This window comes from Pseudomonas quercus (assembly GCF_012033695.1).
GTDB classification, from domain to species: Bacteria; Pseudomonadota; Gammaproteobacteria; order Pseudomonadales; family Pseudomonadaceae; genus Aquipseudomonas; species Aquipseudomonas quercus.
In genome coordinates this window covers 601,781-617,135 of record NZ_JAAVJI010000001.1, presented here as the reverse complement: position 1 = coordinate 617,135, position 15,355 = coordinate 601,781, and the positions used below count along the sequence as shown (strand labels likewise).

The following is a 15,355-nucleotide window of genomic DNA, read 5'->3' as shown; positions in this document are numbered from 1 at the left end:
AACGGCGGCCGATATTGTGTGTTTCGCCCTATGGACAGCAGAGTAGGCCAATGCCTAGCATGCGGCCAAACAGTGATTTCACTGAGCGTGGTTTATTTTCAAATGATTCCACTGAATGGAATATCCAGAGGTAAATATGAAATTCCCTTCCGAAGAGTCGAATCCTGACGAGCCTGAAGCCGGTGTCAGCGCGGTTTCTCGGCTGTTTGCGGTGTTGCGGGCATTGGGAAACGGGTCGGCAGACGGCGAGCGCGTTAGCCAACTGGCTGCCCAGGTGGGCTTGTCCCAGCCCACCACTCACCGCTTGCTGCGTGGGCTGGTCAGTGAGGGGATGGTGGAACAGTGCCTACGTACCAAACGGTACCGGCTGAGCCTGGCGTTCTTTGCGCTCGCCGCCAAGGCGGGGCAAGCGGGCAACCTGCGTGATGTGGTACGGCCCAGCCTGCTCCGGCTGTCGGCCTCCCTAGGGGATTCATTATTTCTGCTGGCACGCGCAGGCTTTGACGCGGTATGCCTGGATAGAAGTGAAGGCCCTTACCCCATCCGCACCTTCACTGGCGATGTAGGCGGCCGGATCGCGCTGGGCGTGGGGCAAGGCAGCCTGGCGATCCTGGCTTTTTTGCCCGATGAAGAGCGCGATGAGGTGATTCGCTACAACCTGCCCCGGCTGCGCGACGTTCACGCCTATGACGAAGTAAGCCTGCGCATGGAAATCGACGCGGTACGCGCCCTGGGCTATGCAGGCCGCAATACCGGTGCCCTTGAAGGCATGGCCGGGGTGGCCGTGCCGGTGCTCAATACCGAGGGGCACGCCGTGGCAGCCTTGAGTGTCGCCACCATCACCGACAGGCTGGCGCCGTCACGCATGGCCATGGTGGTGGAATTGCTCAAGCGCGAGGCCAAGGTAGTTTCAGGCCGTATCAACCCCTTCGACCCTGCCCTGCGCCGGCCCTCACAAGTGTTTGGCTAAGCCGCAGCGTTTTCCGTTAGGCCGCGTATACTGCCGCGTTTGAAACCCTTGGCAATGCTTCTTATGAAAAAACTGTTGCTCGTTCTGCTGTCAACCCTGCTCCCCGCTCTACCCGCGCTCGCTGAGCCACCGGCCACGTTCAGTGAGGCAAAAGTGATCGCCAGGGAAAAGGTGTACATGGACCAAGGGACCAGCCAGATGGGCGAACTGTACTGCGGTTGCCAGTGGACATGGGTGGGCAAGTCCGGTGGGCGAGTAGACGCCGCGTCCTGTGGCCTGAAGGCCCGGGAGCAGGCAAACCGCTCACAGCGCACCGAATGGGAACACATCGTGCCCGCCTGGACCTTCGGCAACCAGCGCCAATGCTGGCAACACGGCGGCCGTGAGCACTGTGTGAGCGACGACCCGGTATTCCAGGCCATGGAAGCCGACCTGTTCAACCTGTACCCGTCCGTGGGCGAAGTGAACGGGGACCGTAGCAACTTCAATTACGGCATGGTCTCTGGCATTGCGCCCGAATACGGCCAATGCAAGACCAAAGTGGATTTCAAAGCTCGTGTGGCCGAACCACGGGATGACGTCAAAGGGCTAGTGGCTCGCATCACCTTCTACATGTTCGATCGCTATAACCTGAGCATGTCCCGCCAACAGCAGCAACTGCTGATGGGCTGGAACGCGCAGTACCCGGTTACCCCCTGGGAGCAGGAACGTGACCGGCGAATCACTGCCATCATGGGCCATGCCAACCCATTCGTGACCGGGCAACGCACCTGGACACTAGGGTACAAGCCCACCGGTGACGGGCTGGTAAGCCCTGTGCCGGCGCGCCCTTCGAATGCGCCTGCCGCTGCTCCTGGCACAGGCACTGTTCCACTGGCTACCCCGGTAGTTGCCAACAAGCGCAGCCACCTCTACCACCTACCCACCGGGTGCCCCAGTTATGACAAGGTGGCACCCAGCAACCGGGTAACGTTCGTAACGGAGGCACAAGCCGTTGCTGCGGGGTATCACAAAGCGGGGAATTGTCAGTAACCTCGCGCCGCCAAACACCGGCTTTGAAGCGGCCTGATGGGCCGCCAGGTATTATGACCCGTTGGCCGACTTCGGACAGCCGGGCTGATGGCGGTGCATCTGAGGCCGATACACTGTAATTCAGATTCCCTGCTGCGTTGGTATTTGTTCATGAACACCCCCCATGACGTTGTCGACCTCCAAGCCCTGCTGGATTGCATTCAGGAGTTCATTGTGGTCAAGGATGGCGCAGGGCGATGGCTGTTCTGCAACGAGACCGCCTTGGTAGCGTACGCAATGAGCGGCTTTGCCTACCACGGCCTCACAGACGTTGAGCTGATGGCTATCCGGCCGCAGTTCGCTGACGCCTTTGCCTATAACCTGGCCACTGATGCCAAGGCATGGCATAACCGCAGCCCTACGGTCATTGAAAAGTCGTTCATGGGCACCGACCACCGCATCAACACCTGGGAAGTGGTCAAGACGCCCTCGTTCAACCCGGACGGCAGCCGCTACCGGCTGGTGATCGTGAGCCGCAACATTACCGAACGCAAGCTAGCCGAAAACGCCCTCCACGCCAGTGAAGAGCGATTCAAGAACCTGGCTTACCTGGACCCGCTAACGGGCATTCCCAACCGGCGCGGTATTCTGGACATGATCGCCCTGGCGCTGAACACCGCCGAAGCGGGATCTCAGGGTGCTGGCAGCGGCGCACTGCTGTACCTGGACCTTGACCGTTTCAAGCTGATCAATGACACACTGGGCCACGAGGTAGGCGACGACCTGCTCATAGCCTTTGCCGGCCGAGGGCGTAGTTGCCTGCGCGAGCAGGACCTGTTCGGCCGCATCGGGGGCGATGAGTTTGTGGTGTTCCTGCCTGATACCGACCCTGAAGCGGCCCTCAGTGTCGCACGCAGGCTATGCGAAGCCTTGAGCCGCCTGTGGCACCTGGGCATCCACCAGATCCACACGTCCTCTTCCATCGGCATCGCTTTTACGCCAGAAGCTGGCACCGACGTGCACACCTTGCTGCGGCACGCCGATGAAGCGCTGTATCGTGCTAAACGGGCGGGACGGTCGCAGATCAACACCTGGCGCCATGAAAGCTGAATCATGGCGCCCACTCACGCACGCCCCTGTCAGTGTTAGCCCTGGTTGCTTTCCATGGTCTTGCGGTACAGCTCGATAAAGGGCGCTTCGGCAGGGTCGATACGGTCCATGCCAGCTGCGACCCGGTGCCAGTAGGGGTATTGGGGCGCAATGCGGCTTACCTGTTCCAGTTCGGCCAGGTCTTGTTCGCTCAATACCAGGTCCACTGACTTCAAGTTGTCTTGCAGCTGTTCTACGGTGCGCCCTGCTGTAATCACGCTGGTGACGCCTGGGCGATCCTTGAGCCAGGCCAGGCATACGCGTGCCGGCGAGCAGCCATGGCGTTCACCGATGGCGATCAAGGCTTCGATGATGTCGTAGGCCCGTTCGCGGTCGTGCACATAGGGTTCTGGCCAGTCATTGCCCTGGCGTGTGCCTTTAGGGGTCGGCTTGCCTCGGCGTACGGCACCGGTCAGCAGCCCCTCGCCCAGTGGCCCCCATACCAAGGTCGCGAAACCTTGGTCCAGGGCCATGGGCAGCAGTTCGTATTCGGCTTCACGGGCCTCAGGGGTGTAGTAGATCTGCTGCGACACCGGCGCCTGCCAGCCATTGAGGCGTGCACTGCCCAAGGTTTTCATCATTTGCCAGGCGGCGTAGTTCGAGGTACCGAAGTAGCGGATCTTGCCGCTTTGCACCAGATGGTCCAGCGCTGCCAAGGTTTCCTCGACTGGGGTCACGCCGTCCCAATTGTGGATCTGGTACAGGTCGATATGGTCCGTGCCCAGGCGCTTGAGGCTGGCCTCACAGGCGCTGATGAGGTGGTAGCGCGAGGCGCCGCTGTCATTGGGGTTATCGCTCATGGGGCTACGCGCCTTGGAAGCCAGAACGATGGATGAGCGGCGCGCGCCCAGTGCCTTGCCAACGATTTCCTCGGCCAGGCCGTGGGAGTAAAGGTCAGCGGTATCGACCATGTTCACACCAGCGTCGAAGGCCAGTTCGAACATGCGGCGGGCTTGGTCGACGTCTACGCTTCCGGTTTTCTCGAAAGCGCCTCGGCCACCAAAGGGCACGCTCCCGATGGTCAGTTCCGAAACCAGTACACCAGTGTTCCCCAGCGGGCGGTATTTCATCGACAGTGCCTCCTTCAGCAAAAACAGACAAAGCGCGGGTTGCCGCGCCCTGCATACCGACGGGCTGCTGATTGGAAACGTTCAACTTTGCGTAGAGGGGTTCAGGTGGCCGTGCTGCCCTGCCCCAGGATTGCTGCCAATAGCCCTGGGAACCGTTCCTCCAGCGCTTCACGCCGAAGCGCATTCATGTGGGTAGTGCCCACGCTACGGGTGTGCACCAGGCCGGCCTCTCTCAACACCCTGAAATGGTGCGACACACTGGATTTTGGCCGCCCGCCGTCCAGCTCACCACAACTGGCCTGGGCCACCCCAGCCAGGTGGCGGACGATTTCCAGGCGCACGGGGTCGCTCAGGGCATAGAGCACGCGCTCCAGCACAAAGGCGTCAGGTTTGGGGTGTGTGTAGGCTCTCATGGGCCGCATGATAACGGGGGGCTTCAACAAAGGCTATATTTCGAATACTATCGAACAATCGTAGTAACCACTGCCCGGAGATATTCATGTCAGCGCTGTTCACACCCTACACCCTCAAGGATGTAACCCTCCGCAACCGCATTGCCATCCCGCCCATGTGCCAGTACGTGGCCGAAGAAGGCGTTATCAATGACTGGCACCACGTGCACCTGGCCAGCATGGCGCGGGGCGGCGCTGGCTTGGTAGTGGTCGAGGCCACTGCCGTGGCGCCGGAAGGTCGCATCACGCCCGGTTGCGCAGGCATCTGGACCGACGAGCAGGCCCAGGCGTTCATTCCAGCCGTAAAGGCTATCAAGGCCGCGGGCGCCGTTCCTGGCATCCAGATCGCCCATGCTGGCCGCAAGGCCAGCGCCAACCGCCCGTGGGAAGGTGATGACCACATCCCCGACAGTGACAGCCGTGCCTGGGAAACCATTGCCCCGTCTGCCATTGCCTTTGGCGCCAACCTGCCCAAGGTGCCCCGCGCCATGTCCCTGGATGACATCGCCCGTGTGCAGCAGAATTTCGTAGATGCGGCCCGCCGCGCCCGTGACGCAGGCTTTGAGTGGATCGAGCTGCACTTCGCCCACGGCTATCTGGGCCAAAGCTTCTTCTCTGAGCATTCCAACCAGCGTACCGATGCCTATGGTGGCAGCTTCGACAACCGTAGCCGCTTCCTGCTAGAAACCCTGGCCAAGGTGCGTGAAGTATGGCCAGAGAACCTGCCCCTCACGGCCCGTTTCGGCGTGATCGAATACGATGGCAAAGACGAACAGACCCTGGCCGAATCCATTGACCTGGCACGTCGCTTCAAGGACGGTGGCCTGGACCTGCTGAGCGTGAGCGTAGGGTTCACCATTCCAGACACCAACATTCCCTGGGGCCCGGCCTTCATGGGGCCGGTGGCAGAACGTGTACGCCTTGAAGCCGGCTTGCCGGTGACATCCGCTTGGGGCTTCGGGGATCCTAAGCTTGCAGAGGCAGCGGTCACCAACGGCCAGCTGGACCTAGTCTCCATTGGCCGTGCGCACCTGGCCGACCCACATTGGGCGTACTTCGCCGCCAAAGAGCTGAATGTGGACAAGGCGTCATGGACCCTGCCCGCACCGTACGCTCACTGGCTCGAACGCTACCGCTGAGCGCACGGCGCCTACGTGAAGGGCCCGGCCGATGGTGCAGCCTTAAGGTATGATGCTGCCTTCATACCTGCCCTTCTCGAGCCCTATGTTCACAACACACCACTGGGTCAGCCCGCCACCTGATGCACTTGCCGACCAAGTGCAACAGTTGGCCATCGACCACCTCACCGTACTGGGCAGCGCTGCACTGGCGCCCAGCAATCCGCTTTACCCGCTGTACCAATATGGGCTGGGGTTGGAGATACACCACTACCTTCAAGCCCTGGGTACTGCCGCCACTCATGCGCCCGAACTGCTGCTGGCACTTTCGCCTGAGAACCCTGAGCAGGTGCTGGGCTTCGCGCTGTTCGTGCCAGCCACCGGCGCTGTAGAAGCCTGCACCCTGCTGTACCTTGTGGTAAGGCCCGACCATCGCCGCCTGGGCATCGGCCGCCAGTTGCTCGAGAGCGTGACCGCGCGCTACCCCCATGCCGAAGCGCCATGCCTTGTTCAAAGCAGCAGCTGGTTTGAAGCAGTGGGGTGGCATGTGGTGGGTGCCAGTGGCCCACACGTGTTGCTCAATACGCGACCTGTGCGCACCGCAGGCACGGTGCACCGGCTGGACGTGGCCCCGCTCTATCGCACGCTGGAAGTGCAACAGATCCACGCTTACTTGCTTCAGCAGAAGGGCCGTAAGGCGATGGTGGACGCCGAGAAGCAGCGCGATTATCGGCTGGACCAGCTGGAGCGACACGCGGCAGCCTATGCTCGCCAGGCCAGGGAGCATCGGCCGCCACGTTAAACCGGGCGGCTTGGGTTCCGTCTGAAATATGTTTGTGCGAAGGTCAGGCAAGGCGAAAGCAGGCGAGGAAGCGGAGTTTACTGGTTGTAAATGAGCATTCCGAGCCTGCTTTCAACGCAGCATCACCGAGTACGGACATATTACAGGCAGAACCTAGCGCACCAAGTTGCCCTTGGCCAGATTAATCAGCTCCTTCGCACGCCCGTCCATTACTGCCCGTAGCATGAACAGGCCAAAGCCCTTCACATTGGCCGCTGTGATCTCGGGCGGCATGATCAGCTCCTGCCGCTCGCTGACCACATCGACCAGCACTGGGCCGTCATGGGTAAAGGCTTCGGTCAATGCACCCTCCAGGTCCTGCGGCTTCTGGACCCGGATCCCCTTGATGCCCATGCTACGGGCAAACGCGGCGAAGTCCGGGTTTTTCAGGTCACAGCCCACGTCAACCAGCCCGCTGGCCTTCATTTCCATTTCCACAAAGCCCAGGGTGCCGTTGTTCAGCACGATGACTTTGACAGGCAGGTTGGCTTGGCTAAGGGTCAGGAAGTCGCCCATCATCATGCTGAACCCGCCGTCCCCAGACAGGGACACCACTTGCCGCCCTGGGTGGCTGGCCTGGGCGCCGATGGCCTGGAGCATGGCATTGGCCATGCTCCCGTGGTTGAACGAGCCGATCAACCGGCGCTTGCCGTTCATTTTTAGGTAGCGCGCGGCCCAGGCCGTGGGTGTGCCAACGTCGCAGGTGAAAATGGCATCCTCGGCCGCCAGTTCACTCACCAGCCGGTTCAGGTATTGCGGGTGAATGGTAGGGCTGTTGGGGCCACTCTCTGCCAACTCATCCAGGTTCTTGCGGGTGCTTTCGTAATGGGCGATGGCTTTATTGAGGTGGCTGCTGTCCGTATGCTCTTCCAGCCGTGGCAGCAACTGCTGGAGGCTGTGCTTCACATCACCGAGCACACCGATTGCCAGTGGGCAGCGGTTACCCAGCGCTTCAGGCTTGAGGTCGATCTGGGCAATGCGGGTGTGTTCGGGGAAGAACTGCCGGTAAGGGAAATTGGTGCCCAGCATCAGCAAGGTGTCGCAGTCCTTCATGGCATGAAAGCCCGAAGCAAACCCGATCAGCCCAGTCATGCCCACGTCATAAGGATTGTCGTACTCCAGGTATTCCTTGCCCCGCAGGGCATGCACGATAGGTGCCTTCAACAGCTTGGCCAAGGCCACTACTTCGTCATGGGCGCCGGCGCAACCAGCGCCGCACAACAAGGTGATGCGTTCGCCGGTGTTCAGGAACTCCACCAGCTCGCCCAACTGGTCCAGTGCCGGCACCACCACCGGCGCTTTAGGCGCCAGCCATTTGGCCACGGGTGCATCCAGCGGCGCGAGCGCCACATCCCCAGGAATGACCACCACAGCCACCCCGCGACGGCTGATAGCCACCCGCATGGCCCGCTCCAGGATCTGCGGCAGCTGCTCAGGCTGGGACACTAGCTCCACGTAGTGGCTGCAGTCCTTGAACAGGGACTCCGGGTGGGTAGCCTGGAAATAGTCGATACCGATCTCACTGCTGGGAATGTGCGCGGCAATGGCCAACACCGGCACCCCACTGCGGTGGCAATCGAACAGCCCGTTGATGAGGTGCAAATTGCCTGGCCCGCAGCTGCCTGCACAGACCGCCAGCTCCCCTGTGAGGTGGGCCTCTCCACCGGCTGCAAACGCACCCGCTTCTTCGTTACGCATGTGCACCCAGTCCAGCCCGCCCAAGCGGCGCATGGCGTCGGTGAACCCATTGAGCGAGTCACCAACAACGCCGTAGACGCGCTTGACCCCCGCCTGCTTGAGGGTGTTGACCATGTAATCGGCAGCGGTTGCCATTGAGGCACTCCTTGAGGAATTGGATTCAAGGTGTGAGTCCCTCCAGGTGCGAGTGTTCAAAGCGGATGACTAACAAAAATGTCACACGCCCGTTTCAGGAAATGCGCTAGGCCGGTAGCTGCCCACGCTGGCTGGCGCAGCCACCCCTGCTACCGCTAGCCTAAGGCGATCACCATCGTCCATGGGGCTTGGAATGAAAGACACTACGCACACCGTTCAACCGGCCGATGCCGAGGCCCGCCGAGCTGTCAAACCAGTGATCTGCTACCCCACCGAGGCTCTGCCCCGGCCACGGCTTGAGCATTACCAAGCCCTGCGACCCTGGCTCAAGCGGGTAAACACGGTCACCATTGCCCCCCGCAGCGCCAGCACCTGGCACGTGCCTGCCGGGCATTTCTGCCGCCTGGTGTGCATTGAAGGCCCTCAGGTGGGCGACCTGAACCTGTTCAACGCGCACAACCTGAAAGAGCGGCTGTACACCGGCAAAACCCGTGCATTGAATGGCACCCACGTGAGCACTGGGGACCAGTTGTTCTCCAGTTTCCCTTACTTGCGGCCCATGGCGACCCTCACCCACGACACCCTCGGCTGGTATGGCGTCGATGCATTCGGCGGGGCTGTCCATGACGTGATCGGTACACGCTGTGACCCCTACACCCACAACCTGCTCAGTGGGGGGCACTACCACCACTGCTGCCATTCCAACCTCACCCGGGCGCTGGCCGACGCGACAGGGCTGGCCTTTGAGGGGGCTGAAGCCCACGTACACGATGTGTTGAATGTATTCATGTGCACTGGCTTCACACGGGATACGGGCCAGTACTTCATGAAAGCTAGCCCAGTACGGCCAGGCGACTACCTGGAGTTCTTTGCTGAAATCGACCTTCTTGGCTGCATGTCGGCCTGCCCCGGTGGGGACTGCTCGTCCGAGCATTCTTCCGACAACGTAGCCTGTTACCCGATGCAGGTTGAGGTGTACGCACCCGAACGGCTACCCGAGGGCTGGCGGGCGCCTCAGGCGAATGGCTATGACCGTACCCATGGTTGTTGAGTGACCAACTGCGGGGCCTGGCAGGCATTACGGCCCCGTACCAGGCTGGAGCCACACAGCGTTCGAACAGAATGCCGCCGAGGGTTTCCATATCCTTGCGCCTGAGTGGAAGCGGCCTGTTCTGCCGCCCACACCGGGCCTACCTTGCGCGGTCACCTCGGGCTGGTTCGCCCAGGCAACCGCCATTTCGACTGACCCTATAAAGGACTGTCATGACCTACTTCGCTTCCAACGACCGTTACGACCGCATTCCCTATCGCCGTGTAGGCCGCAGCGGCCTGGTGCTGCCGGCCCTATCCTTGGGGCTGTGGCACAACTTTGGCGACAGCACCCCCATCGACCGCCAGCGTGCGATGCTGCGCACGGCCTTTGACTTGGGTATCAATCACTTCGACCTGGCCAATAATTACGGCCCGCCCTATGGCAGTGCCGAAATCAATTTCGGCCGGCTGCTGCGTGAAGACTTCCACGCCTATCGGGACGAATTGATCATTTCTTCCAAGGCCGGGTGGGACATGTGGCCTGGCCCCTATGGCCAGGGCGGCGGCTCGCGCAAATACGTGCTGGCCAGCCTGGACCAAAGCCTGAGACGCATGGGCCTGGACTACGTAGATATCTTCTATTCGCACCGTTTCGATGCCGACACACCCCTGGAAGAAACCGCCAGTGCCTTGGCTACCGCCGTTCAACAGGGCAAGGCGTTGTACGTAGGGATCAGCTCTTATTCAGGCACTAAAACCCGCGAAATGGCCGCGCTGTTGGCGGAATGGAAAGTGCCGCTGCTGATTCACCAGCCCGCTTACAACCTGCTCAACCGCTGGGTGGAAAAAGACCTGCTGGATACCACGGAGGAACTTGGTGCAGGGGTGATTGCTTTCACACCCTTGGCCCAAGGCTTGCTCACCGACAAGTACCTCAACGGCACCCCGCAAGACTCACGGGTCAACCAGCCAGGCGGGCAATCCCTCCAGGCCGGGCACTTGTCTGAGGAGAACCTGGCCCACGTGCGCGCGTTGAACGACATCGCCAAGAAACGCGGCCAAAGCCTGGCCCAATTGGCACTGGCCTGGACCCTGCGCGACCCGCGCGTGACCAGTGCGCTGATTGGCGCAAGCCGCCCGGAACAAATCATCGAAAACGTAGCTGCGCTGGACAACCTGGACTTCACTGCCGAAGAGCTGGCCGACATCGACCGCTTCGCTGTGGAAGGCAAGATCAACCTTTGGGAAAAACCCTCCTCAGCCGTTTGACGCGAGCTTGTAAGGCTGTGCGGTAATGCGCCTTCCTTCACACTTGCCTTAACGAAACCTCACAGCAATCCTGCCGCCCTTCATGGTGGCAGCCAGCTGCCGTGGCAGGTCGGCCACCAGGAATTCCCGGGGGTGGCCGACCACTTCATTGAATGGAATACCAAAACCTACCAGCGCCAGCGTGCGCTCGTTGGCCCCTTTTTCGGGGATTGCTGACGTGGTGTTACGCGCGGCCGCCATGATCGACCCTCCTTCAACCTGCTTCAAATGCTGTCAAAAAAGGTATCGGCGCATTGGTGAAAACCTTCAGGCCGATCATCGGGTTATAGTGCTCACCTCAACGGGTTTCAGCAGGCTCGCCTTCATGTTCAACCACCCTGGTACGGTTGCCACCCTGGCGTACAACGGCCTGTGCACCTTCGAATTCGGCATCGCGGTGGAGGTGTTCGGCCTGGCTCGGCCTGAATTCAGCTTTCCCTGGTATCGCCATCGCGTGGTGGCCGCCGACCCCGGCCCGCTCCGCGCCATGGGCGGTATCCACCTAATGGCCGAAGCAGGCCTGGAGGGGCTTGAAGAGGCTCATACTGTGGTCATCCCAGGCTGGCGTAACCGTGATGAACCGCCCTCCGATGCGTTGATTGCGGCACTCCAGGCAGCACATGCCCGGGGCACGCGCCTGCTGTCCATCTGTTCAGGGGTGTTTGTACTGGCAGCCGCAGGCCTGCTTGACGGTCTGCGTGTCACCACCCACTGGCAGTACGCGGATGAACTGGCCAAGCGCTACCCCGCTGTGGAGGTCGACCCAGGTGTACTGTACATAGATGCCGGCCAGGTCATCACATCCGCTGGTAGTGCTGCAGGCATCGACGCCTGCCTGCACGTGGTGGCGCGTGACTTTGGTACCGCCGTGGCCAACCGGGTGGCCAGGCGGTTGGTAATGTCGCCACAGCGTGCGGGCGGGCAATTGCAATTCATACCTACGCCTGTGGCCTGCGATGGCCACCATGCCCTGTCGCAGGTACTGGACTGGGCACAACAGCAGCTTGATCAACCGCTGACCGTGAAGGCCCTGGCTGGCCGTGCACTGATGAGCGAACGGACGTTTCTACGAAGGTTCACCGAAGCTACCGGCCTGACGCCCAAAGCCTGGCTTCAACAGGTGCGGCTGTCACGTGCACGTGAGCTGCTCGAAAGCACCGCTCTGCCCCTGGAGCGCTTGGCCGAGCACTGTGGGTTTGGCTCGGTAGAGGCGTTGCGCCTGGCTTTTCGCAAGCATATCGGCCTAGCTCCGTCGGCGTACCGCGAGCGGTTCGGCTGCATTCCTTCAGGGAACACGGTGCGTGAATTACGTGTCGACTAGGAATGCTGGTAAACCCGAAGGAGCTGTACATGACTACCTATAAAAAGGCGATAGCCGGCCTGTTTCTCGCCACGTCGATGATGACAGCCCACGCCCTGGCTGCTGACACCACCGGCACAGGCAAACCCGATACCGGCGTGCATAAGGAAATTCGATCAGGTGCCGCGGAAACGCCCACTGACGTAAAAGGCCAAGGGGGCGGCATCCTGGACTCGGGCCCGGTAAAAGTGCGGCCTGAGGATCAGAAAGGGGGAAAGGCAGACAAGATGTACGACAACCAGTATGAGACCAACAAGACCAAGAAAAAGGCTGAATAACTTACCTTCATTGCCTAAAGTACTTCGCCCGCTTCGCAGGCTCCTACACAAACATGCCATGCATGGCATTTGTAGGAGCCGGTGCCAGCCGGCGAACAGGCCTAGGGTCAGTTACCCCTGCCTTGGAGCAAGGCTTTCAAGACCCCTTCTAGCTCGGCCGCCTGAAAGGGTTTGGCAATCACTGGAACGCCAGGAAAGCGCGCCATCACATCGTCCGGGGTAAAGCCAGAGGCGAAGGCAAATGGAATACCGCGAGTTGCCAGCGCATCGGCGACTTCGAAGCTGGGCGTTCCATTAAGGTAGACGTCCAGCAGTGCCACATCGAAGGCCCCGCTCTGGGCCAGCCACACGGCTGTGTCCATGGTCTGCGCCATTTGCACACCGTGAGTGATTCCCACCGCTTCCAGCAAAGCCTCAAGGAACAGGCTAACCAGAGTATCGTCTTCCACCACCAATACCCGAAGGTCCCGAATACGGTCTGCCCAAGGGGCATCGGCTACGCTCATAGAAAAAACTCAGCTTCTGCGAAAACAAGTAAACCTCGCCGTAACGCTACGGGGGCAAACGGTTTTTGTCGAGTGTTTGAATGATCGAAGCGCCTGTCCCGCGTGCCTTTTTCTACTCGTGGAACGCTTCCACCAGCACCCGTTCACCGGCAAAGAAGCTGTCAGCCACCAGGCGCAGTGGCTGCACGTCCATGTCGCAGGTGCCGCTGGCGATCAGTTGCTGGAAGTGCCGGTACATAGCCGGGTACTCGGCTTCTGCGGGCAGTGTTTGCCTATGGCCGTCAATGCTCAGCGCAGCGCCGCCCTGGTCAAGGCGTAGCACGCTATCACCTGCATCCAGTTCGATGCGCCACAGTTCGTCATGGCCATGATCGAAGTCTAGGTCGGCCGTGACCGGCAGGCCGATGGCATTACGCATGCGCAAGGTCGCGGCAATGGGCGATTGGCAATTTTCGGGAACCTGCAACTGGGCGTTCTCCACGAACAGGGGTGTGGCCAACACATCGGTAACAATGGACAAGGCATTGATACCCGGGTCGAACACCCCTAGGCCGCCGGCCTGCCAGATCCAGGTTTGCCCAGGGTGCCATTTGCGCACGCTTTCCTTCCAGGTCACGTGCACCGCCTTCAATGTGCGCTCGGCGAGCCAGGCCTTGGCTGGGGCCACCCCAGGCGCGAACCGCGAGTGCCAGGCAAACAGGCCCGTCACGCCGGCCTCGGTTGCCTGGTCGACCAGTGCCAACGCCTCACCCAGGCTGGCACACGGGGGTTTTTCCACCAATACATGCTTGCCGGCGGCCAGTGCCTCGCTCACCAGCCCGTAACGCCCCTGGGGCGGGGTACAAAACGCGATGGCATCCAGGGCCGGCCCTGCACTGAGCATCTGGGCCAGCGAGCCGAAGTTGGCGACCCCTGGGCACGGCTGGCCTTGAGTGGCCACCGCACACAGGGAGAACGCGGGGTTGGCCTGGATGGCGGGCACATGCTGGTCCTGGGCAATCTTGCCGTAGCCAACCAGGCCAAGACGAATCGGCTGCATCGAACACTCCTGTCTTGTTGTTGTGGAGGTGATTGAACAGGCGTGATGGTAGCCGGTCTGCCGCCGGGGTGCATGGGGTTAATAGCGGGGTTTCACCGCTTTCCATTCGGGCTTGTAGCGTTGCATCTGGCGCACATCGTCACGCTGGCGAATGCCACAGCCCAGAAACTGGTCATGTAGCTTGGCCAACTGGTCAGCGTCCAGTTCGACCCCAAGCCCTGGTGCCCGGGTGATGGCCACGCAGCCGTCTTCGATAACCACCTTGCCCCCCTTGATCACCTCTTCATCGGGCTCCTGCCACGGGTAGTGGGTGTCGCAGGCGTAACCCAGGTTGGGGGTGGCCGCCGCCACATGGGTCATGGCCATGAGGCTGATGCCCAAGTGGGAGTTGGAGTGCATGGACACACCCAGGCCGAAGGTGTCACACATCTTCGCCAGATGCTGGGTATCGCGCAGGCCACCCCAGTAGTGGTGGTCGGCCAGCACAATCTGCACGCTGTTCAGGGGCACGCTACGGCGGAATTCATCGAAGTCCGTCACCACCATGTTGGTCGCCAGTGGCAGGCCAGTGCGTTTGTGCAATTCGCTCATACCCTCCAGGCCAGGGGTGGGGTCTTCGTAGTATTGCAGGTCGTCGCCCAGCAGCTCCGCCATGCGAATGGCGGTTTCCAGCGACCAGTTGCCATTGGGGTCAATGCGCAGCGGGTGATCCGGGAATGCCTTCTTCAGCGCCTTGATACAGGCCACTTCGTGTTCTGGCGGGAGCGTGCCGGCCTTGAGCTTGATACTTTTGAAGCCATACGCCTCGATCATGCGCGCTGCCTGGGCCACGATCTGGGCTTCGCTCAAGGCCTCGCCCCAGTTGTCTGCCGCGTAGGGAGACGCCACATGCTGGGCATACTTGAAGAACAGGTAGGCGCTGAACGGCACCCGGTCACGCACAGCGCCGCCCAGCAGGTCCACCAGTGGCAGGTTGAGGGAGCGGGCCTGCAGGTCCAGGAAGGCCACTTCGAAAGCCGAGTAGGCGTTGCTCACAGCTTTGCTGGCGTGAGAACCAGGGGCCAGCTCAGCGCCAGCCAGGCTGGCCGGCTTGTGCGAAGCGACAGTGGCCTGCACCACTGTGCGCAACGCATTGAGGTTGAAAGGGTCCAGGCCAATCAGCTGGCTTTGCAACGCTTGCTGGATGGCCAGGGCCGGGGCGTCGCCATAGCTCTCCCCCAACCCTATGTAGCCGTTGTCGCTTTCCACCTCAATGATGGAGCGCAAGGCCCAAGGCTCATGGACACCGCTGGCATTGAGCAGTGGCGGGTCGCGGAACGCAATGGGGGTTACAGTGACACGCGTGATCTTCACAGTCCGAACTCCTGGTTCAAATGAATGATGGCCGC

Annotated in this window: 16 protein-coding genes; 9 read left to right on the top strand and 7 right to left on the bottom strand. The window is 61.1% G+C overall.

The genetic code is table 11. The annotated features are described in order from the left end of the window. Positions 1 to 136 precede the first annotated feature (136 nt). From HBH25_RS02740 to HBH25_RS02730, 3 genes are all read left to right on the top strand, one after another. Positions 137 to 970, top strand: a complete 834-nt coding sequence (locus HBH25_RS02740; protein WP_168081231.1) for an IclR family transcriptional regulator — start codon at positions 137 to 139, stop codon at positions 968 to 970. A 63-nt stretch (positions 971 to 1,033) separates the two neighbouring features. After that, positions 1,034 to 2,002: an endonuclease gene (locus tag HBH25_RS02735; protein WP_168081229.1), complete on the top strand. Its 969-nt coding sequence runs from the start codon at positions 1,034 to 1,036 to the stop codon at positions 2,000 to 2,002. Positions 2,003 to 2,152: 150 nt separating this feature from the next. Beyond that, positions 2,153 to 3,091 (top strand): sensor domain-containing diguanylate cyclase, encoded by a 939-nt coding sequence (locus HBH25_RS02730; RefSeq protein WP_168081227.1) that lies wholly within the window; start codon positions 2,153 to 2,155, stop codon positions 3,089 to 3,091. A 35-nt stretch (positions 3,092 to 3,126) separates the two neighbouring features. On the opposite strand, the gene HBH25_RS02725 is transcribed toward HBH25_RS02730, so the two are convergent. Together HBH25_RS02725 and HBH25_RS02720 are read right to left on the bottom strand one after the other, a co-directional pair. After that, positions 3,127 to 4,200, bottom strand: coding sequence for an aldo/keto reductase (locus HBH25_RS02725; RefSeq protein ID WP_168081225.1), 1,074 nt, complete (start codon positions 4,198 to 4,200; stop codon positions 3,127 to 3,129). A gap of 101 nt (positions 4,201 to 4,301) precedes the next feature. Continuing rightward, a complete protein-coding gene (locus HBH25_RS02720; RefSeq protein WP_168081223.1) occupies positions 4,302 to 4,622 on the bottom strand; it encodes an ArsR/SmtB family transcription factor in 321 nt (106 codons plus the stop codon). A 77-nt stretch (positions 4,623 to 4,699) separates the two neighbouring features. Here HBH25_RS02720 and HBH25_RS02715 point away from each other — a divergent pair, with 77 nt between their 5' ends. Continuing rightward, on the top strand, positions 4,700 to 5,791 hold the full coding sequence (locus HBH25_RS02715) for an NADH:flavin oxidoreductase/NADH oxidase (protein ID WP_168081221.1): 1,092 nt from the start codon (positions 4,700 to 4,702) through the stop codon (positions 5,789 to 5,791). Between the two features lie 85 nt (positions 5,792 to 5,876). After that, positions 5,877 to 6,572 (top strand): GNAT family N-acetyltransferase, encoded by a 696-nt coding sequence (locus HBH25_RS02710; RefSeq protein ID WP_168081219.1) that lies wholly within the window; start codon positions 5,877 to 5,879, stop codon positions 6,570 to 6,572. A 153-nt stretch (positions 6,573 to 6,725) separates the two neighbouring features. Here HBH25_RS02710 and poxB read toward each other — a convergent pair whose 3' ends face one another. Then, a complete protein-coding gene (gene poxB / locus HBH25_RS02705) occupies positions 6,726 to 8,444 on the bottom strand; it encodes a ubiquinone-dependent pyruvate dehydrogenase (RefSeq protein WP_168081217.1) in 1,719 nt (572 codons plus the stop codon). A 193-nt stretch (positions 8,445 to 8,637) separates the two neighbouring features. Between poxB and HBH25_RS02700 the strand changes: the two genes are divergently transcribed. Continuing rightward, positions 8,638 to 9,495 (top strand): urea carboxylase-associated family protein, encoded by an 858-nt coding sequence (locus tag HBH25_RS02700; RefSeq protein ID WP_168081215.1) that lies wholly within the window; start codon positions 8,638 to 8,640, stop codon positions 9,493 to 9,495. Positions 9,496 to 9,707: 212 nt separating this feature from the next. Further along, positions 9,708 to 10,745, top strand: coding sequence for an L-glyceraldehyde 3-phosphate reductase (mgrA, locus tag HBH25_RS02695; protein WP_168081213.1), 1,038 nt, complete (start codon positions 9,708 to 9,710; stop codon positions 10,743 to 10,745). A 48-nt stretch (positions 10,746 to 10,793) separates the two neighbouring features. Here the strand turns inward: mgrA and HBH25_RS02690 are convergent, their stop codons facing one another. After that, on the bottom strand, positions 10,794 to 10,985 hold the full coding sequence (locus HBH25_RS02690) for a hypothetical protein (RefSeq protein ID WP_168081211.1): 192 nt from the start codon (positions 10,983 to 10,985) through the stop codon (positions 10,794 to 10,796). A gap of 124 nt (positions 10,986 to 11,109) precedes the next feature. Between HBH25_RS02690 and ftrA the strand changes: the two genes are divergently transcribed. Further along, positions 11,110 to 12,105: a transcriptional regulator FtrA gene (ftrA, locus tag HBH25_RS02685; RefSeq protein WP_168081209.1), complete on the top strand. Its 996-nt coding sequence runs from the start codon at positions 11,110 to 11,112 to the stop codon at positions 12,103 to 12,105. Between the two features lie 29 nt (positions 12,106 to 12,134). Then, a complete protein-coding gene (locus tag HBH25_RS02680; RefSeq protein ID WP_168081207.1) occupies positions 12,135 to 12,422 on the top strand; it encodes a hypothetical protein in 288 nt (95 codons plus the stop codon). Between the two features lie 107 nt (positions 12,423 to 12,529). Here the strand turns inward: HBH25_RS02680 and HBH25_RS02675 are convergent, their stop codons facing one another. The 3 genes from HBH25_RS02675 to HBH25_RS02665 all read right to left on the bottom strand — a co-directional run bounded on the left by HBH25_RS02675 (position 12,530) and on the right by HBH25_RS02665 (position 15,320). After that, the gene (locus HBH25_RS02675) at positions 12,530 to 12,928 is read right to left on the bottom strand and encodes a response regulator (protein WP_168081205.1); all 399 of its coding nucleotides are present in this window, start codon (positions 12,926 to 12,928) and stop codon (positions 12,530 to 12,532) included. A gap of 112 nt (positions 12,929 to 13,040) precedes the next feature. Then, positions 13,041 to 13,967 carry a Gfo/Idh/MocA family protein gene (locus HBH25_RS02670; protein ID WP_168081204.1) on the bottom strand — a complete coding sequence of 309 codons (927 nt, stop codon included), beginning with the start codon at positions 13,965 to 13,967 and terminating at the stop codon, positions 13,041 to 13,043. Between the two features lie 78 nt (positions 13,968 to 14,045). Next, positions 14,046 to 15,320, bottom strand: a complete 1,275-nt coding sequence (locus tag HBH25_RS02665) for a glucarate dehydratase family protein (protein ID WP_168081202.1) — start codon at positions 15,318 to 15,320, stop codon at positions 14,046 to 14,048. Positions 15,321 to 15,355: the final 35 nt, after the last annotated feature.

Excerpts from the sequence above, each read along its gene's own strand:
- HBH25_RS02740 (WP_168081231.1), top strand. The coding sequence starts at position 137 with ATGAAATTCCCTTCCGAAGAGTCGAATCCTGACGAGCCTGAAGCCGGT.
- HBH25_RS02735 (WP_168081229.1), top strand. The coding sequence starts at position 1,034 with ATGAAAAAACTGTTGCTCGTTCTGCTGTCAACCCTGCTCCCCGCTCTA.
- HBH25_RS02730 (WP_168081227.1), top strand. The coding sequence starts at position 2,153 with ATGAACACCCCCCATGACGTTGTCGACCTCCAAGCCCTGCTGGATTGC.
- HBH25_RS02725 (WP_168081225.1), bottom strand. The coding sequence starts at position 4,200 with ATGAAATACCGCCCGCTGGGGAACACTGGTGTACTGGTTTCGGAACTG.
- HBH25_RS02720 (WP_168081223.1), bottom strand. The coding sequence starts at position 4,622 with ATGCGGCCCATGAGAGCCTACACACACCCCAAACCTGACGCCTTTGTG.
- HBH25_RS02715 (WP_168081221.1), top strand. The coding sequence starts at position 4,700 with ATGTCAGCGCTGTTCACACCCTACACCCTCAAGGATGTAACCCTCCGC.
- HBH25_RS02710 (WP_168081219.1), top strand. The coding sequence starts at position 5,877 with ATGTTCACAACACACCACTGGGTCAGCCCGCCACCTGATGCACTTGCC.
- poxB (WP_168081217.1), bottom strand. The coding sequence starts at position 8,444 with ATGGCAACCGCTGCCGATTACATGGTCAACACCCTCAAGCAGGCGGGG.
- HBH25_RS02700 (WP_168081215.1), top strand. The coding sequence starts at position 8,638 with ATGAAAGACACTACGCACACCGTTCAACCGGCCGATGCCGAGGCCCGC.
- mgrA (WP_168081213.1), top strand. The coding sequence starts at position 9,708 with ATGACCTACTTCGCTTCCAACGACCGTTACGACCGCATTCCCTATCGC.
- HBH25_RS02690 (WP_168081211.1), bottom strand. The coding sequence starts at position 10,985 with ATGGCGGCCGCGCGTAACACCACGTCAGCAATCCCCGAAAAAGGGGCC.
- ftrA (WP_168081209.1), top strand. The coding sequence starts at position 11,110 with ATGTTCAACCACCCTGGTACGGTTGCCACCCTGGCGTACAACGGCCTG.
- HBH25_RS02680 (WP_168081207.1), top strand. The coding sequence starts at position 12,135 with ATGACTACCTATAAAAAGGCGATAGCCGGCCTGTTTCTCGCCACGTCG.
- HBH25_RS02675 (WP_168081205.1), bottom strand. The coding sequence starts at position 12,928 with ATGAGCGTAGCCGATGCCCCTTGGGCAGACCGTATTCGGGACCTTCGG.
- HBH25_RS02670 (WP_168081204.1), bottom strand. The coding sequence starts at position 13,967 with ATGCAGCCGATTCGTCTTGGCCTGGTTGGCTACGGCAAGATTGCCCAG.